The 24,370-nt window shown below is 56.4% G+C and carries 21 protein-coding genes and 1 pseudogene; 11 read left to right on the plus strand and 11 right to left on the minus strand.

What is annotated here, in order from left to right:
- Positions 1-95: 95 nt before the first annotated feature.
- Genes GJ746_RS12215 through benD form a run of 4 tightly spaced genes read left to right on the plus strand, consistent with a single transcriptional unit; the run spans position 96 to position 3,772 of the window.
- Complete coding sequence (locus GJ746_RS12215; protein ID WP_154680436.1) at positions 96-1,478, plus strand: Rieske 2Fe-2S domain-containing protein; 1,383 nt, start codon at positions 96-98, stop codon at positions 1,476-1,478.
- Positions 1,478-1,963: a benzoate 1,2-dioxygenase small subunit gene (gene benB, locus GJ746_RS12220; protein ID WP_154680437.1), complete on the plus strand. Its 486-nt coding sequence runs from the start codon at positions 1,478-1,480 to the stop codon at positions 1,961-1,963. Before GJ746_RS12215 ends, benB begins: the two co-directional genes overlap by 1 nt.
- A gap of 9 nt (positions 1,964-1,972) precedes the next feature.
- Entirely contained in the window at positions 1,973-2,989 is a 1,017-nt protein-coding gene (benC, locus tag GJ746_RS12225) for a benzoate 1,2-dioxygenase electron transfer component BenC (protein WP_154680438.1), read from the plus strand.
- 9 nt (positions 2,990-2,998) lie between these two features.
- Positions 2,999-3,772 (plus strand): benzoate diol dehydrogenase BenD, encoded by a 774-nt coding sequence (benD, locus tag GJ746_RS12230; RefSeq protein ID WP_154680439.1) that lies wholly within the window; start codon positions 2,999-3,001, stop codon positions 3,770-3,772.
- Here the strand turns inward: benD and yddG are convergent.
- Positions 3,769-4,647: an aromatic amino acid DMT transporter YddG gene (gene yddG / locus GJ746_RS12235; protein WP_154680440.1), complete on the minus strand. Its 879-nt coding sequence runs from the start codon at positions 4,645-4,647 to the stop codon at positions 3,769-3,771. The genes benD and yddG overlap by 4 nt on opposite strands.
- 226 nt (positions 4,648-4,873) lie before the next feature.
- On the opposite strand from yddG, the gene fdnG reads away from it, so the two are divergent.
- Genes fdnG through fdnI form a run of 3 tightly spaced genes read left to right on the plus strand, consistent with a single transcriptional unit; the run spans position 4,874 to position 9,466 of the window.
- Entirely contained in the window at positions 4,874-7,921 is a 3,048-nt protein-coding gene (gene fdnG / locus GJ746_RS12240; protein WP_154680441.1) for a formate dehydrogenase-N subunit alpha, read from the plus strand.
- Between the two features lie 11 nt (positions 7,922-7,932).
- On the plus strand, positions 7,933-8,817 hold the full coding sequence (gene fdxH / locus GJ746_RS12245) for a formate dehydrogenase subunit beta (RefSeq protein ID WP_154680442.1): 885 nt from the start codon (positions 7,933-7,935) through the stop codon (positions 8,815-8,817).
- Positions 8,810-9,466 (plus strand): formate dehydrogenase-N subunit gamma, encoded by a 657-nt coding sequence (gene fdnI / locus GJ746_RS12250; protein ID WP_154682714.1) that lies wholly within the window; start codon positions 8,810-8,812, stop codon positions 9,464-9,466. Before fdxH ends, fdnI begins: the two co-directional genes overlap by 8 nt.
- Positions 9,467-9,507: 41 nt before the next feature.
- On the opposite strand, the gene GJ746_RS12255 is transcribed toward fdnI, so the two are convergent.
- Together GJ746_RS12255 and GJ746_RS12260 are read right to left on the minus strand one after the other, a co-directional pair.
- A complete protein-coding gene (locus tag GJ746_RS12255; RefSeq protein ID WP_154680443.1) occupies positions 9,508-9,831 on the minus strand; it encodes a CcdB family protein in 324 nt (107 codons plus the stop codon).
- Positions 9,831-10,007 (minus strand): hypothetical protein, encoded by a 177-nt coding sequence (locus GJ746_RS12260; RefSeq protein WP_154680444.1) that lies wholly within the window; start codon positions 10,005-10,007, stop codon positions 9,831-9,833. Before GJ746_RS12260 ends, GJ746_RS12255 begins: the two co-directional genes overlap by 1 nt.
- A 410-nt stretch (positions 10,008-10,417) precedes the next feature.
- On the opposite strand from GJ746_RS12260, the gene araJ reads away from it, so the two are divergent.
- Complete coding sequence (araJ, locus tag GJ746_RS12265) at positions 10,418-11,569, plus strand: MFS transporter AraJ (protein ID WP_154680445.1); 1,152 nt, start codon at positions 10,418-10,420, stop codon at positions 11,567-11,569.
- A 4-nt stretch (positions 11,570-11,573) separates the two neighbouring features.
- On the opposite strand, the gene GJ746_RS12270 is transcribed toward araJ, so the two are convergent.
- The 6 genes from GJ746_RS12270 to GJ746_RS12295 are packed head-to-tail and all read right to left on the minus strand — an operon-like array spanning position 11,574 to position 18,687.
- Positions 11,574-12,665, minus strand: coding sequence for an alkylhydroperoxidase domain protein (locus GJ746_RS12270; RefSeq protein ID WP_154680446.1), 1,092 nt, complete (start codon positions 12,663-12,665; stop codon positions 11,574-11,576).
- A gap of 9 nt (positions 12,666-12,674) precedes the next feature.
- Positions 12,675-13,664, minus strand: a complete 990-nt coding sequence (locus GJ746_RS12275) for a putative FMN-dependent luciferase-like monooxygenase (RefSeq protein WP_154680447.1) — start codon at positions 13,662-13,664, stop codon at positions 12,675-12,677.
- Positions 13,661-15,265, minus strand: coding sequence for a dipeptide ABC transporter ATP-binding protein (locus GJ746_RS12280; protein ID WP_154680448.1), 1,605 nt, complete (start codon positions 15,263-15,265; stop codon positions 13,661-13,663). Before GJ746_RS12280 ends, GJ746_RS12275 begins: the two co-directional genes overlap by 4 nt.
- Entirely contained in the window at positions 15,262-16,113 is an 852-nt protein-coding gene (locus GJ746_RS12285) for an ABC transporter permease (protein ID WP_154680449.1), read from the minus strand. Before GJ746_RS12285 ends, GJ746_RS12280 begins: the two co-directional genes overlap by 4 nt.
- Positions 16,110-17,054 (minus strand): ABC transporter permease, encoded by a 945-nt coding sequence (locus GJ746_RS12290; RefSeq protein WP_154680450.1) that lies wholly within the window; start codon positions 17,052-17,054, stop codon positions 16,110-16,112. The genes GJ746_RS12285 and GJ746_RS12290 overlap by 4 nt, the downstream gene beginning before the upstream one ends.
- Positions 17,055-17,064: 10 nt before the next feature.
- Positions 17,065-18,687 (minus strand): TIGR04028 family ABC transporter substrate-binding protein, encoded by a 1,623-nt coding sequence (locus tag GJ746_RS12295; RefSeq protein ID WP_154680451.1) that lies wholly within the window; start codon positions 18,685-18,687, stop codon positions 17,065-17,067.
- Between the two features lie 199 nt (positions 18,688-18,886).
- On the opposite strand from GJ746_RS12295, the pseudogene GJ746_RS12300 reads away from it, so the two are divergent.
- Positions 18,887-19,279, plus strand: a pseudogene (locus GJ746_RS12300) (hypothetical protein); the annotation flags it as partial.
- Positions 19,280-19,322: 43 nt separating this feature from the next.
- Here the strand turns inward: GJ746_RS12300 and adhP are convergent.
- A complete protein-coding gene (gene adhP / locus GJ746_RS12305) occupies positions 19,323-20,333 on the minus strand; it encodes an alcohol dehydrogenase AdhP (RefSeq protein ID WP_154680452.1) in 1,011 nt (336 codons plus the stop codon).
- Between the two features lie 252 nt (positions 20,334-20,585).
- Here adhP and GJ746_RS12310 point away from each other — a divergent pair, with 252 nt between their 5' ends.
- Positions 20,586-21,185, plus strand: coding sequence for an inorganic diphosphatase (locus tag GJ746_RS12310; RefSeq protein ID WP_154680453.1), 600 nt, complete (start codon positions 20,586-20,588; stop codon positions 21,183-21,185).
- Positions 21,186-21,386: 201 nt separating this feature from the next.
- The gene (locus GJ746_RS12315) at positions 21,387-22,340 is read left to right on the plus strand and encodes a helix-turn-helix domain-containing GNAT family N-acetyltransferase (protein WP_154680454.1); all 954 of its coding nucleotides are present in this window, start codon (positions 21,387-21,389) and stop codon (positions 22,338-22,340) included.
- A 51-nt stretch (positions 22,341-22,391) separates the two neighbouring features.
- Here the strand turns inward: GJ746_RS12315 and GJ746_RS12320 are convergent, their stop codons facing one another.
- Entirely contained in the window at positions 22,392-24,104 is a 1,713-nt protein-coding gene (locus tag GJ746_RS12320) for an ABC-F family ATP-binding cassette domain-containing protein (RefSeq protein WP_154680455.1), read from the minus strand.
- Positions 24,105-24,370: the final 266 nt, after the last annotated feature.

Raw genomic sequence — 24,370 nt, forward strand, 5'->3', positions numbered from 1 at the left:
AATGCTATTCTCCGGCTATATCGCGGCCGGAGAATAAAGCACAATCCCGAGTAATCAGTTTTTCTATTCCTGAATTATGCAGGAGGGGCCAACTCATGCAAAAAACGTTCACTACATTAAAAGATAAAATCAGCAATGCATTAATTGTTGACCGTGAAAAACATATTTATCGCTGCCATCGCTCTATATTTACCGACCAGCAGCTATTTGATTTTGAAATGAAGCATATATTCGAAGGTAACTGGTTGTTCCTTGCTCATGAGAGCCAGATTCCGGAGCCCGGGGATTATTACACCCTGACCCTTGGGCGCCAGCCGGTGATGATTACCCGCGATAAAAAGAATGAACTGCATGCGCTAATTAACAGCTGCGCCCATCGCGGAGCGATGTTATGTCGGCGCAAAACCGGTAATAAAAATTCATTTACCTGTCCGTTTCACGGCTGGACGTTCAGCAATAACGGCAAGCTTTTAAAAGCTAAAGATGAAAGCACCGGCGGTTATCCCGAGAGCTTTAAACATGAAGGCTCGCATGATTTAAAAAAGCTGCCGCAATTTCAATCGTATCGCGGATTTTTGTTCGGCAGCCTGAATGCTGATGTGCAGCCGCTGGAGGAGTATCTCGGCGAAACCCGCAAAATTATCGACCTGATCGTCGACCAGGCTCCGGAAGGACTGGAGGTTCTTAACGGCTCTTCAAGCTATGTTTACGAAGGCAACTGGAAGCTGGGGGCGGAAAACGGCGCTGACGGCTATCACGTTAGCGTGGTGCACTGGAACTACGCCTCCACGATGTCGCGCCGCAACTACGAAGCGGAAGGAACACATGCGGTAGACGCAAACGGCTGGTCGAAAAGCGTTGGTGGCGGATACGGCTTTGAGAATGGGCATATGCTGCTCTGGACCCGGGCGCTTAACCCGGAAGTGCGTCCGGTCTATGAACATCGCGAACGTCTGCAGGCTGAGTTCGGCGAGTCTCGCGCCGATCGGATGGTCAACGAAACGCGCAACCTGTGCCTCTATCCGAACGTCTATCTGATGGATCAGTTTTCGACCCAGATCCGCGTGATCCGCCCCATCGCGGTGGATAAAACCGAAGTCACTATCTGGTGCTTCGCGCCGAAGGGCGAATCTGACCAGGCGCGGGCGCTGCGTATTCGCCAGTATGAGGATTTCTTCAACGTTAGCGGCATGGGGACGCCCGACGATCTGGAAGAGTTTAGCGCCTGCCAGCGCGGTTATCTCGCTGAGAATCTGGCATGGAGCGACCTCAGCCGCGGGGCGCTGCACTGGGTCGACGGCCCTGACGAACACGCCCTTCAGGCGGGCTTCAGGCCGCAGCTAAGTGGGGTGAAATCGGAAGATGAAGCGCTGTATATCGCCCACCATCATCACTGGCAAAACGTGATGCTGGCGGCGCTGGAAAAAGAGCAGCAGCGCTACGACCAGTCGATCACTCAGCGCGTGGAGGTGGTCTGATGCTGACTCTCGAACAGGTTCGCCAGTTTCTCTATTACGAAGCGCGTCTGCTGGACGATCGCCAGTGGGATGAATGGCTGAACTGCTACAGCCCGCAGGTGGTGTACTGGATGCCCGCGTGGGGCGATGACGACAAGCTGACCCGCGATCCGCAGCGCGAAATTTCGCTGATTTACTACCCGAACCGCGATGGCCTCGAAGACCGGGTATACCGCATCAAAACGGAACGCTCAGGGGCCAGCACGCCGGAACCGCGAACCACCCATATGATCGGCAACGTTGAGCTGCTTGGCGAAACCGAACAGGGGATGGAGGTGCGCTACAACTGGGTCACCTACTGCCATCGCTATCAGCAGACGGATACCTGGTTTGGCTCTACCAGCTGCACGCTGATTGAAAGCGCCGGCAAGCCGCAGATTATCCGTAAAACCGTGCGGCTGAATAACGATTACATCCGTCAGGTGATTGACGTTTACCACATTTAAGAGGCGTTTATGACCTTTAATATTGCTCTCAATTTTGAAGACGGCATCACCCGCTTTATTCAGTGCAACGCCGGAGAGAAAGTGCTGGATGCCGCCTATCGTCAAAAGGTTAATTTGCCGATGGATTGCTCAGACGGCGTCTGCGGCACCTGCAAATGCCGCTGCGTCAGCGGTGAATATGGTATGGGTGACGATTATCTTGAAGAGGCGTTAAGCGAAACAGAAGCGCAGGATCGTCAGGTGCTGACCTGTCAGATGGTGCCATCCAGCGATTGCGTCATTGATGTGCCGGCCGCCGCGGCCCAGTGCAAAACCGCGCTGGCAAGCCTGGGCGCAGCGGTAAAGCAGGTCAATCTACTGTCGGACACCGCCATCGAGCTGGTCGTTGTGCTGGATGAACCGCTGGATTTTCTGGCGGGTCAGTACATCAATATTCAGGTTCCCGGCACGCCGCAGGTGCGCGCCTATTCGTTTAGCTCTCTACCGGGCTCGCGTGAGGGGAGCTTTCTGATCCGTAATGTGCCCGGCGGCTTGATGAGTCAGTGGCTGACGCAGCGGGCCAGTCCCGGCGATCGTCTGACGCTAAGCGGCCCGATGGGCAGCTTTTATCTGCGCAGCGGCGAGCGTCCGCTATTGCTGTTGGCGGGGGGCACCGGCTTAGCTCCGCTGCTATCGATGCTGCAAACGCTGGCCAGGCAACGCAGCACGCGGTCCGTCACCTTGCTCTATGGTGTGACCCGCGACTGCGACCTGGTGAAAACTGACGCGCTTGAAGCATTTACCGGCCAGCTTCCCGCCTATCGCTGGCTGCCGGTGGTTGCCGACGCGCAAAGCGGATGCCCGCAGCGCGGTTTTGTGACCGAACATCTCGCTGACGCGATACTCAACGATGGTGATGTGGATATCTATCTGTGCGGGCCACCGCCGATGGTCAATGCGGTATCCACGGCGCTGCGCGAGAGAGGCATTTCGCCGGCGGGGTTCTGGTATGAGAAATTTATCGCCAGCCAGAGCGCGGCGGCATAAGGAGCAGCTATGCGATTCAGTAATAAAGTAGTGGCGATCACCGGGGCGGCGCAGGGGATAGGCCGACAGACGGCAGAGCAGGCGGCGCGCGAGGGCGCCCGGCTGCTGTTGATTGACCGTTCTCGTTATGTTCACGAACTGGCGGCGGCGCTGAACGACTCCGGCAGTGAAGCACTGGCGCTGGAGGCCGATCTAGAGCAATGGGAAAGCACCGAGCGGGCGTTTGCCGAAGGGGTGGCGCATTTTGGTGGCCTTGACGTGCTGATTAACAACGTTGGCGGCACCATCTGGGCGCGGCCGTTTGCCGAATATCAGCCGCAGCAGATTGAGAAGGAGATTCGCCGCTCGCTGTTCCCGACCCTGTGGGGCTGTCGGGCGGCGCTACCGTGGATGCTCAAGCAGGGCAAGGGAAGTATCGTCAATATTTCGTCCGTGGCGACGGCGGGAGTGAACCGTGTTCCTTACTCGGCGGCAAAAGGCGGCGTTAATGCGCTAACTCGTTCGCTGGCCCTTGAATATAGCGCAAACGGGATCCGTATTAATGCCGTGGCGCCAGGGGGAACCGAGGCGCCAGCGCGCCTGACGCCGCGTAATGAAGAGCAGCCGACGGCGCAGGAGCAGGAGTGGTATCAGCAGGTGGTGGATCAAACGGTGGCGAGCAGCCTGATGCATCGCTACGGGACGCTGGCGGAACAGGCCAATGCGATTCTGTTTCTCGCCAGCGATGAGGCCAGCTATATCACCGGAGTGACGCTGCCGGTTGCCGGTGGTGACCTCGGCTAGCGCCGGGTCGCCTGCCAGCAGAGCAGGGAGCCGATACATACCATCCCGGCGCCCTGCCAGAATGACCACGAGAGCGCGGCGCTGAGCAGTATCGCCGCCAGCGCCGAAGAGAGTACCGGGGTAAAGTAAGAGGCGGCGGCCAGCAGGCTGACGTTACCGTGCAGGATCCCAACGTTCCACGCCGCGTAGCCGAAACCCAGGGCGACTGAGAGTGCGACCAGCTTGAGCAGCACCGGCCAGCTGAAGATCATCGGCGGCTGCTCGCTGAACAGGAATTTCAGCCACAGGGTCAGGGCGGTAAGCAGAACAAACAGGGTGATGCCGTTTTTGCCTTTGGCATATTTAGCGGTGACCGTGCAGTAGGCCGCCCAGATAAACGCGCCGACGAACGCCAGAATATAGCTCAGCGGGCTGGAAACCACGTTGCTGATTATTTCGTCAATATTCAGACCATGCTCACCGCCTAATACCCAGGTAACGCCAAATAAAGCCAGTAACAATCCAGGGATTACCAGCCAGCTGCTTTTTTGGCCGTTAAATAGTATGGCGAATAAAATGGTCAGGCTGGGCCACAGATAATTGACCATTCCCACTTCGATAGCCTGCTGCCGCGTACCGGCTAATCCTACCGAGAGCGCCAGACAAATTTCATAGCTGACGAACAGCAGGCTGCCGGCCAGCAAATAGGGCCGGGGGATCTGGCGAATTTGCGGGAAGCCGACGGTAAAGATAAGCAAAATGCCGCTCAGGCTGTAGAGCATCGCCGCGCCGCCCACTGGGCCAAGCCCTTCGCTTACGCCACGAATCAACCCGACCATCGTGCTCCAGAGCACGATGGCGGCGAATCCAATCAGCGTGGCTCTTTTCTTCTCCATATTTAACCTGATATTGGTTTGAACGCAGTCGGGATTTATAACACTTTTTATTGCCATCGGGGGGATATTTTCCGCCGTGCTTAATACTATCGGGGTAATAAAATTTGACGTCGCTGACTATTAAGGGGGCGTCGATTTTCGACATTGATTTAACGCAAATAAAACAGGGATATTACTGTTAGCTTTGCCCTCCGCGATGAATAAACATCCCGCATGGAGGGGAACAATGGACGTCAGCCGCAGAAAGTTTTTTAAAATCTGCGCAGGCGGTATGGCCGGAACAACAGCCGCTGCTTTGGGCTTTGCGCCCAAAATGGCTCTGGCTCAGGCGCGTAATTACAAATTGCTGCGCGCCAAAGAGATCCGCAACACCTGCACATACTGCTCCGTCGGCTGCGGGCTATTAATGTATAGCTTGGGCGACGGTGCGAAAAACGCGAAAGAAGCGATTTACCATATTGAAGGGGACCCGGATCATCCGGTGAGCCGCGGCGCGCTGTGCCCGAAAGGCGCAGGGTTGCTGGATTACGTCCACAGCGATAACCGCCTGCGCTATCCGCAGTACCGCGCGCCGGGCGCGGATAAGTGGCAGCGCATCTCCTGGGACGAAGCGTTTGATCGCATCGCCAGACTGATGAAAGCCGATCGCGACGCCAACTTTATGGAGAAGAACGAACAGGGCGTCACGGTTAACCGTTGGCTTTCCACCGGCATGCTGTGCGCCTCGGCGGCCAGCAACGAGACCGGCATGCTGACGCAGAAGTTTGTGCGCTCTCTCGGCATGCTGGCGGTAGACAACCAGGCGCGCGTCTGACACGGACCAACGGTAGCAAGTCTTGCTCCAACATTTGGTCGCGGTGCGATGACCAACCACTGGGTGGATATCAAAAACGCAAATGTCGTGGTGGTGATGGGCGGTAACGCCGCAGAAGCCCATCCGGTGGGATTCCGCTGGGCGATGGAAGCAAAAAACAACAACGACGCTCTGCTTATCGTCGTTGACCCACGCTTTACGCGGACGGCGTCGGTGGCCGATATTTATGCGCCGATCCGTTCCGGTACCGACATTACCTTCCTGTCGGGCGTGCTGCTGTACCTGCTCGAAAATAACAAAATCAATGCGGAATACGTGAAGCACTACACCAACGCCAGCCTGCTGGTACGCGACGATTTTGCCTTCGAAGACGGCCTGTTCAGCGGCTACGATGCCGAAAAACGGCAGTACGATAAATCATCGTGGAATTACCAGTTCGACGAGAACGGCTACGCGATGCGCGATGAAACTCTGCAGCATCCGCGCTGCGTATGGAACCTGCTGAAGCAGCACGTTTCGCGCTATACGCCGGAGGTGGTGGAGAACATCTGCGGTACGCCGAAAGCCGATTTCCTGAAAGTGTGCGAAGTGCTGGCCTCAACCAGCGCTGCGGACCGAACCACCACCTTCCTGTATGCCCTTGGCTGGACGCAGCACACAGTGGGGGCGCAGAACATCCGCACCATGGCGATGATTCAGCTGCTGCTCGGCAACATGGGCATGGCGGGCGGCGGGGTGAACGCGCTGCGCGGGCACTCCAATATTCAGGGGCTAACCGATTTAGGCCTGCTCTCAACCAGCCTGCCGGGCTACCTGACGCTGCCGTCGGAACAGCAGGCGGATCTGCAAAGCTATCTGACGGCGAATACGCCAAAAGCTCTGCTGGCGGACCAGGTGAACTACTGGAGCAACTATCCGAAGTTTTTCGTCAGCCTGATGAAATCGTTCTACGGCGATGCGGCGCAAAAAGAGAACGACTGGGGCTTTAACTGGCTGCCGAAATGGGACCAGGCTTACGACGTTATCAAGTATTTCAATATGATGGATAACGGCAAAGTGACGGGGTATATCTGCCAGGGCTTTAACCCGGTGGCCTCGTTCCCGGACAAAAACAAAGTGGTCCGCAGCCTGAGCAAGCTGAAGTACATGGTGGTGATTGACCCACTGGTGACTGAAACGTCGACCTTCTGGCAAAACCACGGCGAGTCGAACGACGTCGACTCCGCCGTGATTCAGACCGAAATCTTCCGCCTGCCGTCCACCTGCTTTGCCGAAGAAGATGGATCGATCGCCAACTCCGGACGCTGGCTGCAGTGGCACTGGAAGGGCCAGGACGCGCCGGGCGAAGCGCGTAACGACGGGGAGATCCTCGCCGGGATTTATCATCGGCTACGTGAAATGTATCGCAAAGAAGGCGGTAAAGGCGCCGAGCCGCTGCTGAAGATGAGCTGGAGCTACAAACAGCCGGCTCATCCTGAATCGGAAGAAGTGGCAAAAGAGAACAACGGCTATGCGCTGGCGGATCTCTTTGACGCTAACGGCGCGCTGGTGGCGAAGAAAGGCCAGTTGCTGAATAGCTTTGCGCTGCTGCGCGATGACGGTACCACCGCCTCGTCTTGCTGGATCTACACCGGTAGCTGGACCGAGCAGGGTAACCAGATGGCCAACCGCGATAACGCCGATCCGTCGGGCCTTGGCAACACGCTGGGCTGGGCATGGGCGTGGCCGCTCAACCGACGCGTGCTGTATAACCGCGCCTCGGCGGATATCAACGGTAAGCCGTGGGATGCGAAGCGGATGCTGATCCAGTGGAACGGCAGCAGGTGGGTCGGAAACGATATTCCGGACTTTAATAACGCCCCGCCGGGCAGCAAAACCGGGCCGTTTATTATGCAGCAGGAAGGGATGGGAAGACTCTTTGCGCTGAATAAACTGGCGGAAGGCCCGTTCCCGGAACACTACGAGCCGATGGAAACGCCGCTTGGCACCAATCCGCTGCACCCGAACGTGATCTCCAGTCCGGTAGTGCGGCTGTATGCAGAGGATGCCCTGCGTTTAGGTAAGAAGGACAAATTCCCGTACGTCGGTACCACCTATCGCCTGACCGAGCACTTCCACACCTGGACCAAGCATGCGCTGCTCAACGCCATTGCGCAGCCGGAGCAGTTTGTCGAAATCAGCGAAGGCCTGGCGAAAGCGAAGGGGATTGCCAATGGCGATCGGGTCACGGTCAGCAGCAAGCGCGGGTTTATCCGCGCGGTGGCGGTGGTGACGCGTCGTCTGCAAACGCTCAACGTTAACGGCCAGCAGGTGGAAACCGTCGGTATCCCGCTGCACTGGGGTTTTGAAGGCGTAGCTAAAAAAGGCTACATCGCTAATACCCTGACGCCGAACGTGGGGGATTCCAACTCGCAAACGCCGGAATATAAGGCGTTTCTGGTCAACATCGAGAAAGCGTAAGGAGCGAATTAATGGCGATGGAAACCCAGGATATTATTAAACGCTCCGCCACCAATCCGATCACTCCCGCGCCGCGCGCGCGGGATTATAAAGCGGAAGTGGCAAAGCTGATAGATGTCTCCTCCTGCGTGGGCTGTAAAGCCTGCCAGGTGGCCTGTTCCGAGTGGAACGATATCCGCGATGAAGTCGGGCACTGCGTCGGGGTATACGACAATCCCGCCGATCTGAGCGCCAAATCCTGGACGGTAATGCGCTTTAGCGAAACCGAGCAGAACGGCAGGCTGGAGTGGTTGATTCGTAAAGACGGCTGTATGCACTGCGAGGACCCGGGCTGCCTGAAGGCGTGCCCGTCCGCCGGGGCGATTATTCAATACGCCAACGGCATTGTCGACTTCCAGCAGGAAAACTGCATCGGCTGCGGCTACTGCATCGCCGGGTGTCCCTTTAACGTCCCGCGCCTCAATAAAGAGGATAACCGGGTCTATAAGTGCACCCTGTGCGTCGATCGGGTCAGCGTGGGGCAGGAGCCTGCCTGCGTGAAGACCTGCCCAACCGGCGCGATTCATTTCGGCACGAAGAAAGAGATGCTGGAAGTGGCTCACCAGCGCGTGGAAAAGCTGAAGAAGCGCGGCTATCCCCATGCCGGTGTTTACAATCCGTCCGGCGTTGGCGGCACCCACGTGATGTACGTCTTGCACCACGCGGACCAGCCGGAGCTGTACCATAACCTGGCGAAAGAGCCGCGGATCGATACCTCGATTAATCTGTGGAAAGGGGCGCTGAAGCCGCTCTCCGCCGTCGGCTTTATCGCCACCTTTGCCGGGCTGATTTATCACTACATCGGTATTGGGCCGAACAAGGAAGCGGATGACGATGAGGAGAAGCATGATGAGTAAATCGAAAACGATCGTGCGCACGAAGTTTATCGATCGCGCCTGTCACTGGACGGTGGTTATCTGCTTCTTTTTGGTCGCGCTATCGGGGATTTCATTTTTCTTCCCGACGCTACAGTGGCTGACCGAGACGTTCGGTACGCCGCAAATGGGGCGGATTTTGCATCCGTTCTTCGGGGTGCTGATTTTTGTCGCCCTGATGTTTATGTTTGTGCGTTTCGTCCATCACAACATTCCCGATAAGCAGGACATTCCGTGGCTGAAGGGGATTATTGAGGTACTGAAGGGCAATGAGCATAAAGTGGCGCGGGTGGGAAAATATAACGCCGGACAGAAAATGATGTTCTGGACTATTATGAGCATGATTTTTGTGCTGCTGGTAACCGGGGTGATTATCTGGCGGCCTTATTTCGCCCACTATTTTCCGATTCAGGTTATTCGCTATAGCCTGCTGATTCATGCGACCTCGGCGATTATTCTTATTCACGCGATTCTTATTCATATGTATATGGCGTTCTGGGTTAAAGGATCGATTAAGGGAATGGTTGAGGGGAAGGTGAGTCGCCGCTGGGCGAAGAAACATCATCCGCGCTGGTATCGCGAGGTGGAGCGTCAGGAAGCGAAGCAAGAAAGCTGTGAAGGACTGAAATAAGTTTTGCGTCGTAAACCCGCTCCGGTTAAATCCGGAGCGGGTCAGGTATTGGTAATAAGAGCATCAATGGCTGAAATAACATCTCCGCGGCTACTTTTTAAATTACAGACGAAATGCTTCTTTTTTAATTTGCTCTTTTCTACACTGGTGATCCCCGGTGTATTCAGGAATAAAGATTGAAAATCAATATTTATCCGTGGAGACGCGGAGTGGTAGTATCCTGCCAGCCGAATACTATAGCCTAATGGAAGAATAAGTCTGGTAGACAAATCACTGTAATAATCATGTTGAATGACCATAATATATGGCTGTAGCTGATTGGTTCTCTCCGATGGATTGCGATAAACATCAAATTGTAAGCTCATCACAGTCCTTCAAAGAAGGGGTCATCAGATAACAGGCCGGCTTCAGCAGTAAATTCATTCATTGCGTGCATAAACTCCTTGCCCTTCTGGTACTGTTCATCGCGATCGTCAGATGCCTGACATGGATTCTGTGGAGGGGCTTTGACGGTTAGGTTTTCAATATCGTTTAGTTTCATTATGGCCTCCATAAGTGGTGTGCTTCAATTATCAACCTGGCACTTTAAAAAACAATACCGACTCCCCTGGTTGTTGCAGGTTTGCGAGACGGGTTCCAGAGAACAGCAACGATATGAAAAAGATGGCACTTTTGTGGAGGCGTGGTCCTAGGTCGGCATTGCCACACGGTTTATAGTTGCAATCCAGCCGCTGGTCACACAATGGCCTGGCGATCGCTTTTATGGTAATCCGCTCTTCGAAATAATCAGTACCTGAGACAATGCGCAATTAATAACCGACTTGCGAATAAGCTTATGAAATAACCGCGCCGTTTTATGGATAAAAATGTCACCCGGCGTTTTTATCTGGTTTGCCGCTGGATAATGCACAATAATGCCGCCGGTATATTTTATAACAAGTGATTAGATGTATGAAAAAGACTATTTTTTCGTTAGCGCTTGGCACTTTTGGTCTTGGGATGGCGGAGTTTGGTATTATGGGCGTATTACCTGAAATCGCTCATGATGTCGGGATATCTATTCCCGCCGCAGGCAATATGATCTCATATTATGCGTTTGGCGTGGTTATCGGCGCGCCGGTGATGGCGCTGTTCTCCAGCCGTTTTTCCTTAAAATCGGTTATGTTGTTTCTGGTAGCGCTGTGCGTTATCGGCAATGCCATCTTCACCCTCTCTTCCAGTTATTCAATGCTGGCGCTGGGGCGCCTGATCTCCGGCTTTCCGCACGGCGCATTCTTTGGCGTAGGGGCTATCATCCTGTCAAAAATAGCGCCGCCGGGCAAAGTGACGGCGGCGGTTGCGGGGATGATCGCCGGAATGACGGTCGCTAATTTGCTGGGCGTTCCCGCCGGGACCTGGCTTGGGCATCAGTTTAGCTGGCGTTATACCTTTCTGGCGATTGCGCTCTTTGATATCGCGGTACTGGTCGCAATCGCCTGGTGGGTACCCACGCTGTTTGATAAATCAACGGCGCGCTTGCGCTCGCAATTTCATTTTTTAACATCGCCCGCGCCGTGGTTAATTTTTGCCGCAACCATGTTCGGCAATGCCGGAGTATTCGCATGGTTTAGCTATATTAAACCGTTTATGATCAACGTCTCCGGTTTCGGTGAAAGCGCCATTATATTTATTATGATGCTGGTGGGCTTCGGGATGGTGCTGGGGAATTTATTCAGCGGTAAAGTTTCCGTTCGTTTTAGCTCGCTGCGTATCGCCGCCGTGACCGATGGCGTTATTGTCGTAACCTTACTGCTGATATTCTTTCTGGGTGAATATAAAGCCGCCTCATTAACGCTGGCGTTTATTTGCTGCGCGGCGCTGTTTGCTCTGTCGGCGCCGCTGCAAATTCTGCTGCTGCAAAATGCAAAAGGCGGTGAGATGCTGGGCGCGGCGGGCGGGCAGATTGCCTTTAATCTCGGCAGCGCCATAGGGGCGCTGTTCGGCGGGATGATGATTACGGCCGGGCTTGGCTGGAGCTCCGTTGCCTTACCGGCCGCGCTGCTTTCGTTTCTGGCCCTCAGTTCGCTGCTGATTTATGCCCGCTATCAGCAGCATCTGACCTGATGGACTACTCTTGCCAGGGTTCGCCAAGGGTCAGCATTAACCGGTTGGCCCAGGCAAAGAAGGCCGCAGATTGCAGTAAATCCAGCTGCTCGAGGATATCCAGTCCCTGCCGTTCGACGGCGGCAAGATGGCTGGCGGCCAGCGCAGAAGGGATCACGGAAACCGCGGCGGCAAAATCGATTTGCGCCTGCCAGCGCGGCGTCTGTCCGTCGCTCAGCTTATCGCCCGGCGTCACCGCCAGCAGCGTTTCCACCGCCGTTTCATCCTTAGCCAGCTGCGCGGCCTTGCGCGCATGCACCGAAGCGCAATAAATACAGCCGTTAACTTTGCTCGCTACCGTCGCCGCCAGCTCGCGTTCGGCGCGCGGCAGGCCGCCGGGAGTATAAAAAATCCCTTTATCGGTTAACGTGCGCTGCTCAAGCAGCGGCTGGTTGCGCGCCAGCAGGCGGAAATAGGGGGAATCGCTATGGCCAAATTTCGCCAGCAGCGCCTGCTCATCGGACGTAAACTCCGCCAGAGGTTTGGCCGCCAGCCAGGGTTCCCAGTGCAGCTCATCGCGGGTGAAATGTACCGGAGCTTTCTTACCGCTAATCGTTTGCCCTGAGGTGTGCCAGAATCCCGCTACCACCGGAGTTTCCGCAACGTGAGCGCTTTTGCCGTTAAGCAGGCGCAGCCCGTTAACCAGGCGGCTCTGGAAGCTGATAAAAGCGATAAGCTGGGCGAGCGTCACGATTCCGCGCAGGCTCCATCCGGCGCGAATTAACGCCTCCAGCGCCGACGGCGTAGCCTCTACCGGCGTAAAGGTTAACAACCGTGCGAAGGCCAGCGCCGGAACCAGGCGCGGCGTGGTGGGGTCGGCAATACCAAAACCGGCATAGTGGGCGGCCAGCGCATCGCTTTCATGCAGCTTAGCCACTTTAGCGGCAACGGCAAAACGCTCGTCGAGTGGAAAGTCGTTATCCACCTGGCTGAACAATGTTTCATAACTTCCCTGAGCATGAAGGGTAGCGGCCTCGCGTACGGCGCGCGCCGCCGCTAAAGCGGAACCGGGGGCAATCTCTGCCAGTTCGGCCAATATATCCTGACTTAGCGTCATGGGGACTCCTTATCTTATTTGCGGGGCAATATGCTGAGCGATCAGCTCAAGGGAACGAAGCGTGTCGCGGTGCGACGGTTCAACGGAGTGCACCTGAAACGAAATATCTGTCACCCGCTGCAGCACGCTATCGCGCGCCAGCGAAGCGGCAACCTGCGCCGGATCGCCAACGTGAGCATCCAGCTGCGGCAGTAAATCCGTGACAGTGTCACCAAATATTTGATGTCCTGCGGCGCGATGCTGGGCGGCCTGCTTGCGCAGGCCGGGTTCAGCGACCCGTAGCGCGTACTCCTGGCTATCGGCGACAAAGGCGGTTCGTGAGGCAAGGATCCGGGGCTCGATGTTCGTTGGCAATGCCTCAAGATAGGCATCGATAATCGGATTCTGAATGGCGTCCAGCGGTAGCGTCGGTCGGCCGGCCGGGCGCGGCTGCGTACGCGAGAGCATCAGCCCGTGTCCGGCCTTCGCGGCGCGGACCGCGCCTTCTACGGAAAATGTGGCAATCCAGATACGTTCCGCCAGCTGCGGCGCCTGAGGGTAAAGATGATTTTCCGGGTGCGAGAGAGTGTCTCCGCGCCAGGCGCTTTGAATCAGATGCAGGTGTTCGGCAAACACCGCCCCGCGCTGGTCGATAGTGAGTCCGAAGGGCAAAAATGAGGTGGCGGTACCGCCGGAGCCGAAGCCCACCTCCAGCCGCCCGTCGGCGAGCAGATCCAGCACCGCCGCGTCCTCCGCCACCCGCAGCGGATTTTCCATTGGCAGGGTGATAATGGCGGTTCCCAGACGAATGCGCTCGGTGTGCGCTGCCGCGTGGGCGAGAAACACCAGCGGCGACGGCAGCCCGCCTTCATGCTCATGAAAATGGTGCTGGGCAATCCACGCGCTGTCGAATCCCAGGCGCTCGGCATGGCGAATTTGCTCGGTGGCCAGCCGATAGCGCTCTTTTGGCGCAGCGTGGTCCAGCAGGCGGGTGAAAAAGCCCAGTCGTTTACGCGTCATGCGACCTCCTTGTTCAGGGGGGAAAATTGAGGGATAGCGGCAATAAGCTCGCGGGTATACTCATGCTGCGGGGCGCTGAACAGTTGCTTGACGTCGCCATGCTCGACGACCTTGCCCGCCCGCAGCACCGTGACGCTATGTGCGATGCGGCGCACCGTTGCTAAATCGTGAGTGATAAACAGATAGCTCAGCCCCAGCTGCTGCTGGAGCTGTTGTAGCAGGGCGAGAATTTGCGCCTGTACGGTGACGTCCAGCGCCGACGTGGCTTCATCCAGCACGAGGATCGTCGGCTCAAGGATTAACGCGCGGGCGATGGCGACCCGCTGGCGCTGGCCGCCGGAGAGCTCACGTGCGGTGCGAGACAGCAGCTCCGGGTCCAGCGCCACGCGCGCGACGATCGTTTCAACGCGCTGGCGCCTGACTTCAGCGTTCAGACGGTCGAAGTTTTTTAACGGCTCTTCAATAATTTCATACAGCGTTTGCCGTGGATCCAGTGATGCAAAGGGGTTCTGGTAGACGAACTGTATTTTACGCCGCAGCTGGCGTAGCGCCTCGCAGCTGAGATGTCCTGAATCAATGCCATCGATAGCAATTTGGCCGCTATCGGCCCGTTCGAAACCCAGCAGGATCCGCGCAAGAGTGGTTTTACCTGAACCCGACTCGCCAACCAGCGCATGCGTGCTGCCGCGTTTCACTTCGAAGCTCACGGCATCCAGCGCCTGTAAATATGAGTCGCCCATAGAGAAACGCTTACTGATACTTTCGACACGAATCGCCGGCGTTGCCAGCAGCCGTCCAACGGAGGGGGAGATGGTCAGGGCCGCTCCATGCAGATCGCTGAGCAGCTGGCGGGTATAGGCATGCTGCGGCGTGCGAACGACATCGGCGGTTGCGCCTTGCTCCTGAATTTCGCCGTGGCGAAAGACCAGCAGGCGGTCTGCGCGCTCGGCGGCCAGCGCCAGATCGTGGGTGACAAACAGCACCGCCGTACCCGACTCCCGGCGTAATGTATCCAGCAGATCGAGGATTCGTTTCTGTACCGTAACGTCGAGCGCGCTGGTTGGCTCATCGGCGATGATGAGATCGGGCTTCAGAGCAATGGCTATGGCAATCAGCACCCGCTGCTTCATACCGCCCGAAAGCTGGTGCGGATACTGACTAAAGCGCTGTTCCGGATGGCTCAGCCCGACTTTCGCCAACAGGGCCAGCACCTGCTTTTTACGCTCTGCGGCGCTGCTTTTCTGATGCAGGCGCAGGATTTCACCCACCTGCGCGCCGATGGTTTTTACCGGGTTAAGCGAATTTCCCGGATCCTGGGGCACCAGGCTAATCCGCGCGCCGCGCAGGCCGTCGAGGCGTTTCGCTGACCAGCCGCTAATATCTTCATTGTTAATACAGATGCGCCCGCTGTCGCGGCGCGCATTATCCGCCAGCAGGCCAATGATAGCCTGAGCGGTGGTGGTTTTTCCCGAACCGGACTCACCGACGAACGCCAGCATTTCGCCGCGTTGTACCTGAAAACTGACGTTATGCACCACTTCCCGCCACTCGCGGCGTGAACGATAGCTGATGCGCAGGTTTTCTACAGTCAAAACGTTCATGGGCGTTCTCCGCTAAATTGACGGCTGATGCGGTTGGCGGCGAGGACGACTACGATCACCGCAATACCGGGAAGGGTGGTCAGCCACCAGGCGGTGGAGAGATAGTTGCGGCCTTCTGCGATCAGCAATCCCCATTCCGGAACCGGCGGCGGTGTGCCGTAGCCAAGAAAACTGAGGGTAGAGAGCGCGAGAATAGCCTGGCCGAACTGGAGAGTAGCGAAGGCCAGCACCGCGGTAAGCGAGTTGGGCAAAATATGCCGCCAGAAAACGGCGAAAAAGGTTCCGCCGCTGCCGTAGGCCGCTTCAACAAAGTCGCTGTGGCGTACGCGGACCACTTCAGACCGCGCCAGGCGGGCAAAGCTGGCGATTGCCGCGACGCCAACCGCGACGGCGGCATTGAGGGTGCCGAAACCGAGCAGAATAATGACCGTGAGCGACAGTAATAAAGAAGGAATTGCCAACAGCACGTCAACCAACCGCATGACAAGCGATTCCACGCGTCCCGCCAGCGCCCCGGCCAGCGTGCCCAGCGCGGTACCGACGATCAGGCCAATCGCCACCGCAGCCAGCGCGGCGGAGAGCGAATGCACCGCGCCGTAGACAATGCGGCTCCACAGATCGCGGCCCAGCTGATCGGTTCCCAGCCAGTGTCCTGCCTGCGGGGGCAGACGCTGGGCGCCGGGAAAGCCTTCCAGCGGGTTATAAGCGGTAAACAGCTGCGGGACTGCGGCCATCAGCACGGCAACGATCATTACCGCCCAGGCCAGCAGCAGGCCTGGCTGAACGCGCAGCGTGCGCCAATTTGGCGTCCGGCGGCGAGCGGCTGTTGCATAATCTACAAGGCTCATATGGCACCTCCGGCGGCGGTTTTCAGGCGAGGGTCGAGTAGCGGCATCAGCAGATCGACCAGCAGGTTGATCAACACAAAGCCGAGAGCGGAGATCATCACCACCGCCTGCAGTACTGCGATATCCTGATTATTTACGGCCTGTTGCGTCAGTTGCCCAAGCCCGCCGCGACCAAATACGGTTTCGGTAATCAGCGCCCCGGCGATCAGCTCCCCCAGCAGCAGACCGGCAATGTTAAGCGCCGGTAGCAGGGCGTTGCCGGTAACGTGTCGCCACAGGACGCCGGTCTCGCTCATTCCTTTGGCGCGGGCAACGGCGACAAACGGCTGGGCGGCGACCCTATCCAGACTGCGCATCAGGATCTGCGCCAGCGGAGCGGAAATCGGTATCGCGACGGCGACAACCGGCAAAATCAGCCCCTCAAACGGCCCGGGGTTGATCACCGGGATCCAGCGAAGCTGAAAGGAGAAGAGCTGAATCAAAGCGATCCCGAGCCAGAACGTTGGCAGCGAGATAAACAGCACCGGCAGCGATTGCAGGGCGTTGCTCAGCCAGCGCAGGCCCGGCAGTCGTGAAGCAAAGGCGAGGGCGAAGGCCAGCGCTATCGCCAGCGCAAAAGCGGGTACAGCAAGGCTCAACGTCTCCGGCAGATTGCTGGCGAGAAGTGAACTGACCGCCACTCCGGCCTGAAGCGAATAGCCAAAATCTCCCCGCAGCATGGCGAACAGGGTATGGAAATACTGCTGCCACAGCGGGCTGTCGGCACCGTATGCGAGGCGCATTTCGGCGACTTGTCCGGGGCTGAGCCCCAGATCCGGGTTCTGAAACTTGATCAGCACCGCATCGCCGGGAAGCACCTGCAGCAGCACGAAAGAGAGAGTGAACGCCGCCCACAGTACCAGTAAACCCTGTGCGGAACGCCGCAGAAGATAGTGGCTCATCGCTGGCTCCTTAGCGCTTTTCCAGCCATGCGCCGTAGAACGACGGGCGGCCTACTGCTTCAAAGCTGACGCCTTTTACCCACGGAGCGCCGGCAAAGACCTGCGGCTCTTCAAAAATCGGGATCACGTAGGCGTTGTCCAGCAGATAGCGCTGGGCGTCACCGGTGAGCTGAAGTCTTTTTTGCGGCTCGACTTCGGCTGAAATCGCGGTCAGCAGCGCGTTGAGCTTATCGTCGCGGAAGCTTTGTACTTTGTCGCTGGAGCCGCCTTTTTGCAGCAGCGCGTCGCGGTTATTGGGGAAGAACATACTTTTAACCACGTCAGGGTCGGCGCGGCCTACTTCTGAGACGGTAAGGGGCGTTTTCAGCGGGTCGAGGTTATCCAGCGTGCGGCTACCGGCATCACCGGCTTTCACCGCCAGCGAAACGCCGACCTGACGCCACTGTTGGGCAACAAGCTGCAGGACCTCTTTATTTTGCGGCTGGGGCAGGGATTCATAGACGGTTAACGCCAGACGCTGTCCGTCTTTTTCCCGGATGCCGTCGACGGCCGGTTTCCATCCCGCGTCATCAAGAAGCTGCTTTGCTTTGGCCGGATCGAAAGCCAGCCTGTCGCGGAGATTAACGTAGCCAGCCGCGCTACTGGCGACAACGGAAGTCGCCTGCGGGTAGTTAGCGGAGAACAGGGTTTCGACAATCTGTTTCGCGTCGGTGGCGTGCAGCAGCGCCTGACGGACGCGCAGGTCGGCAACAAGCGGGTTATCCGGGCGGAAGCTGAGGCTATCGTTGACGCCGCGCGTCGGGGCCGCATAGATTTTAAAGCCGGCATCGGTCGCCTGTTTTTCATCGTAGGCCTGCACCTGGCGGATAAAATCGGCCTGGCCCGCCAGCAGCGCGCCAATGCGCACGCCATCTTCCGGCGTCACGATATAGGTGATACCGTCGAGGTTGGCTGGCCCCTGCTGGGTCAGGCTTTTCGGCCCCCACTGATAATCTTTCCGCGCCACCAGAGCGAGCTCGCGCCCCGGCTTTTCATCTTTCACCGTAAAAGGACCGGAGCCAATAATATGGCGGGCGTCTCCCAGCTCTTCAAAATTACGCGCCAGAGTGCTGAGGGAGACCAGTCCGGAGCCAATGGTGGCGGTGCCCTGTAAAAATCCAGGAGAGGGCTTTTTAAAGTAAAATTTTACCGTCAGCGGATCGATGACTTCGCTACGGTCGTAGTTATTTATCACCTCGGAAACCGGCAGGCGGTGTGCTTTATCGCCGAGACCGTAGGTATCGAAGTTTTTTGCTACCGCATTGGCATCAAGCGGGGTTCCATCAGAGAAGGTCACGCCGGGGCGAATCTTAAAGGTATATTCGGTTTTATCCGCGTTAACGCTCCAGCTTTCGGCAATCCAGGGTTCGACCTGTAAGGTGTTCGGATTTTGCCAGGTGAGCTTGTCGGTTATTTGGTTAAGAATACCGCCGTTGGGATAGAACCCGCCGGCTGGCGGATAAAGATTAGTATGCGGCTGCTGCTCCAGATAAATTAACGTGCCGCCTTTAACCGGCGTGTCGGCGGCCCACGCGGAAAACGCGCCGGTTAAAAAGAGTGCCGCCAGCGCGGGCAGGCGAAAATGGCTTTGCATGGTGAATTCCTTTGTTATCTTTTGTTTGGCCATCATCGGGCGCGCGTTTTAACAAAGGAAGTAAGGATTTGCGCTAAGCATTTGCATAAAAAGCATTTATACCCGCCATACTTCAAGTTGCCTGTGCGATGGCCGCGTCACCCCTTTGGAGTCAGCGCAAGCGCGGTTCAAAACGGCTAATCGTTGTGTCATGCAACTCGAATTATTTAGGGTATATACTTTCTACGAACGCTTTAATAATGTCGCAACCGGTGTACGGGTTAATTTTGTTGTGAAGCAGCATGAGGTGGTGGCGGAATATCTGGTGGTGCTTGACAAGCGCAGGCTGGATGCCGGTCAACAAACGCTATTAACCAACCAATATAAAGCGACGGCGCTGGATAACGAACATCCTGGCGTGCTGTCTAAAGCGAGCGGTTTCTGGTCAAACGTTGACCCCGTTGAGCTGGATGAGGCTTATCGGCTTGCCAGCCCGGTCGTGGTGTCCATTAACGATAAAACGCAGACAATCAGCACGCTGGGGTCAATTGCCCTGGTACCGATATTCCCGCTGGTCATGATGTACGGTTGCGCGACGGGGCCGTGCGTGTGAGGGGAAAAATTAAACCTCTCCCGTAGCGGGAGAGGTTCGAAGATTAGCGGCGGAAATCAATTACCATACGACCGCGAATCTGCCCCTGTTCCATCTCTTTAAAGATAGCGTTGATATCACCCAGAGGGCGCAGGGTAACTTTCGGTACCACTTTACCTTCCGCAGCAAACTGGAAGGCCTCGGTCAGATCCTGACGGGTGCCTACCAGCGAACCAACCACTTCAATGCCATCCAGGACCAGGCGCGGAATATCCAGGCTCATCGCTTCCGGAGGAAGACCAACCGCCACTACGCGTCCGCCAGCGCGAACCGCATCTACCGCTGAGTTAAACGCCGCTTTCGCGACTGCGGTCACGACGGCAGCGTGCGCGCCGCCTGTTTTTTCATGAATAATTTTAGCCGCATCTTCGCTGCGCGAGTTAATCGTTAAGTCTGCGCCCATCTCTGCGGCCAGTTTCAGCTGTTCGTCATTAACATCAAGGGCGATAACTTTGGCGTTAAACACGTTTTTCGCATATTGCAGGGCCAGGTTGCCTAAGCCGCCGAGACCGTAAATCGCAATCCACTGGCCGGGTTTAATATGGGAGACTTTCACTGCCTTATAGGTGGTCACACCGGCGCAGGTGATGCTGCTGGCCGCCGCTGAATCAAGGCCGTCCGGTACTTTGACCGCATAATCGGCGATGACGATACACTCTTCAGCCATACCGCCATCTACGGTATAGCCGGCATTTTTGACCGAGCGGCACAGCGTTTCGTTGCCGCTGTTACAATATTCACAATGTCCGCAGCCTTCGAAGAACCACGCGACGCTGGCACGATCGCCAGGTTTCAGAGACGTTACGCCAGGGCCGACTTGCTGCACGACGCCTACGCCTTCATGGCCAAGAATGACTCCGGTCTTATCGCCAAAGTCGCCGTTTTTAACGTGCAGGTCGGTATGACACACGCCGCAGCAGTCCATTTTTAAAAGGGCTTCGCCATGCTTCAGGGGGCGAAGCGTTTTTTCCGTAACATTGACCTGATGATCTTGTGTGACGACAGCAGCTTTCATTCTGTTCTCCTTATAAATTATAAGCGTATTAACACAGTTTTGTTTTTACGCCTGCTAAGGATTGTTGTAAATCACTATAAAATCAAGGGGGTAATGAGTATTCAGGTCAGAGATAGCTTTTTATGCCGGTTTATCGATCAGCTTTGTTAATGAATGTTTCGTAACATTTCTGCCATTTCTCGGTCATGCGCGTTTCATCTTTTGGCTTTATTGTTTTTTTTCAATTTTTTATCACGATAGAGCGACAATACAATGCATCGGATTAAAACTCTTCTTATCGCTGGACTTCTTCTGTCTGGCGCCGTTCAGGCGCATAACGTACTGGATTTTCCGCAGCCGCAAAACAATCCCGAAGAATTCTACGCCGTGACTGAAATCCCCGCGGGCGGGATTATTAAATATGAAACTGATGCCAAAACCGGTTTTCTGATTGCCGACCGTTTTCAGTCGATGCCGGTGGTCTATCCGGCTAACTACGGTTCGCTAACCCAATCCCTCGCGGGGGATGGCGATCCGCTGGACGTGATATTTTATACTCGCGCGCCGATGGCGCCGGGAACGCTGATTAAGCTGCGCGCGATTGGTGTCCTGAAAATGATCGATGGCGGTGAGAAAGACGATAAAATCATTGCCGTTCCGGCAAGCAAAATCGACCCAACCTACGATGACATCAACAATATCAGCGATCTGCCAAAAATTGAGCAGGAGCGCCTGCAGGCCTTCTTCCGTGTTTACAAACAGCTGCCGGAAGGCCGCAAAAAAGTAGAACTGGACGGCTTTAACGATGCCGCCGCCGCGAAGCAGGAAATTAAAACGGCATGGGAAGCCTGGAAAGAGAAAAATCCGCAATAAGTTTAAAAACAGGCATCCGCCGGTGCCTGTAGATTTTCCTGTGAAATAACAGCTGAGATGTGGATAAACACGCTACGAAACCGCCAGCTATTGCGGATAGCGCCCTGACGTTTGTGACAAGTCGGCTAGTCCCAGGCATTGACAGCATAGAGCGCAAGATGGTTGTATATTACAACTATTCATTGGCTGTGCTGGTTTAAAATGACGACGACTTCGCTGATTAATGAAATTCGTACCGCTTCACGCCTGATGGTCCGCGAGCTGGGCTTTATGAGCACCACTCTGGCCGCCACGGACTATTCACCTTCCGCGGTTCACACTTTACTGGAGATATCGCTCCGTGGAGCTATGACCGCCGCGCAGCTGGTGCAGATTCTGGGGCTCGAAAAATCGAGCGTCTCGCGCATGCTTTCCCGGTTAATCGTGGCCGGAGAGCTACAGGAAAAAATCTCTACTCATGATGGGCGTTTTAAACAGCTCGAGTTAACGGCGAAGGGCGCAGTGACGGTGGATAAAATTAACGCCTACGGAGCCATGCGGGTGGTTAACGCGCTGGCGCATTTAAGTGAAGAGCAGCAGCAAAACGTTGCGCAGGGCCTGACTACCTGGGCTTACGCGCTGGAAAAATGTCGCGACGCCAAAGCGAGTCCAGCAAAAAAAGAGATCGGCATCATTACCGGCTACCGTCCGGGGATGATTGGCCGCATCGCGCAGATGCATGGCGAGTATTATGCAAAGCACTATGATTTTGGTCGCTTTTTTGAGAGTAAAGTCGCCAGCGGGCTGGCGGAGTTTTCCACTCGTCTGGCGTCCCCGCGCAGCCAGGTCTGGCTGGCCGTGGACCGCGAGCAGATTGTCGGGTCGGTGGCGATTGACGGCGAGGACCTGGGTAACAATGAAGCGCATCTGCGCTGGTTTATTCTGGATGATAGCTGTCGGGGAAGCGGAGTCGGCAGGCGTTTGCTAAGTGAAGCCATGAACTTTTGCGATAGCCAGGGTTTTGCGGCGGTGCAGCTATGGACGTTCAGCGGATTGAATGCCGCCCGCAGGCTTTATGAATCCTTTGGCTTCACGCTGCATAAAGAGTGGCAAGGGGATCAGTGGGGCAGGATGATGACCGAACAGCAGTTTAGCCGGGTCACACAAAGAGAGTAGAACCACAGCGAATAATCTCCCGGCGCGAACATCCGCGCCGGGAGAGAACCTTTAGCTTAATAACGAATTGATTGTCGCAATCTCCTCACGCCACTGCGCCTGCAGCTGCGGTTTTTGATGTTTTGGTTTACGCGCCAGATCGTCACTCAGCAGCTGCTCGAGCGTGATTAACCGCTCCAGCAGCGCATCATGATCGTTTTCTGATTCGCGGCGGCTCATCGTCGTATTCTCTATGACCGGACGGCGAACCTTGATGCGTAAAAGGTCATAGATCTCTTCGGCGCTATGCCATTCGCTCAGCCCGTGCTCATCAATAAGCCAGAATCGATTGCAGCTGTTGTTGATAAGCTCACGGTCGTGGCTCACCAGCAGCAGGCCGCCGGGGTAGTCGCGCAGCGTTGCCGCCAGCGCTGTTTTGCCATCCATATCTAAATGGTTGGTGGGCTCATCCAGCAGCAGCAGGCTATAGCGGGCGAGAGACAGGCCGACGAACAGCAGACGCGAACGCTCGCCGCCGCTTAAGGTCACAACCTTTTGCCCGTGACGCGCCCAGCTGAATCCGGCGGCGATCAGCGCCCGTTTACGCGTTTCCGCCGCCGGTTCAAATGACTCCAGCGCGTCGAGAAGGGAGTCATCATCCGCCAGCTGATGCAGGCTCTGGTCGTAATAACCCGGTTTCAGCCGCGGATGCAGGCGTAACCCGTCCTCCGCCGTTTCCTGCTGCATGTGCCGCCACAGCAGGCGCAGTAGTGAAGACTTGCCGCAGCCGTTACGCCCCATCACCGCCACCCGGTCGCCGCTTTTCAGCCGCGCCAGGCGTGCAGTGAACAGAGCTGGCAGACCCGGAGCAGGGGAAACGGGAAGGTTTTCCATCTCCAGCAGGCGGTCAGCGCGCAGCGCGTCGCCTTGCAGGGCTAGCCGCCAGGGCGTTCCGGCGGTGAGATTGGTTTGGCTCTCCTTCAGGCGCTGGACCTGCTTTTCCATCTGTTTGGCTTTGCGCGAGAGATCTTCGTTGTCATAGGTCCGGCCCCAGATAGCCAGCCGTTTGGCGCTGGCAGCGATCCGGTCGATCTCCTTTTGCTCGGCTTTATGGCGCAGCGCATCGCTGGCGTCCTGCTCGTCCAGCGCCTGACGGGCGGCGCTGCAGGGCAGGGAGAAGGCGTGCAGGGTTTTTTCGCGCAGGATCCAGCTGGCATTAGTTACAACATCCAAAAGGATGTTGTCATGCGACACCAGAACGAAACTCCCCTGCCAGGTTTGCAGGAAGCTTTCCAGCCACAGGAGGGTCGGCAGATCGAGGTGGTTTCCCGGCTCGTCCAGAAGCAGGAGATCCGGACGCTGAATGAGCGCCCTCGCAAGCAGCAGGCGGGTATGCTGTCCGCCGCTCAGGGTTGATGCCTGCTGCTGAGTCTCCGCTGGCGTAAAGCCCATCTCCGCCAGTAGCCTTTCCGCTTGCCAGACGTGATGCTCACGGTCAATAACGGGCAGTTTTGCCAGTACCACCTGAAGGAGAGACTGTTCTAATAGCGTATCAGGGAGATGCTGTTCCACCCGCGCCAGCAGACAATGGTTGGCCAGCGCCACACTGCCCGAAGTGGGGTCGATAGTCCCGTCCAGCACCTGCAGCAAGGTACTTTTGCCACAGCCGTTGTAGCCGATAAGACCAATGCGGTCGCCTTTTTTCAGGGTAAAGGAGAGCTCGGTGAACAGCGGGCCAAACGCCGTATCAACATGAAGAGATTGTGCAGTTAGTAATGTACTCATTGTGAACTTACTCAAGAGTTACAGGCATGTGAATGCCTCGTCAAACATCGCTGACGATAACCCGGTAAGCCCGAGGGAAGGGATTTAGTCTATGGTGTCTTCGCTCAAGCTGAAGTTATCGCAGCACGATACCGATAACGCTTGAGCTGGTGCGATCGCCAAATGTATGTGAAAAAATAAACATTTCACAGTACAGCATGGGATCCTCCTTTTCTATTCAGTTGGTTGAAGGATGCTGGCAGTGTAGAGGAAGAGAGAGGTTTTGG

Source organism: Klebsiella oxytoca (assembly GCF_009707385.1).
In the GTDB taxonomy this organism is placed as follows: Bacteria; Pseudomonadota; Gammaproteobacteria; order Enterobacterales; family Enterobacteriaceae; genus Klebsiella; species Klebsiella oxytoca_C.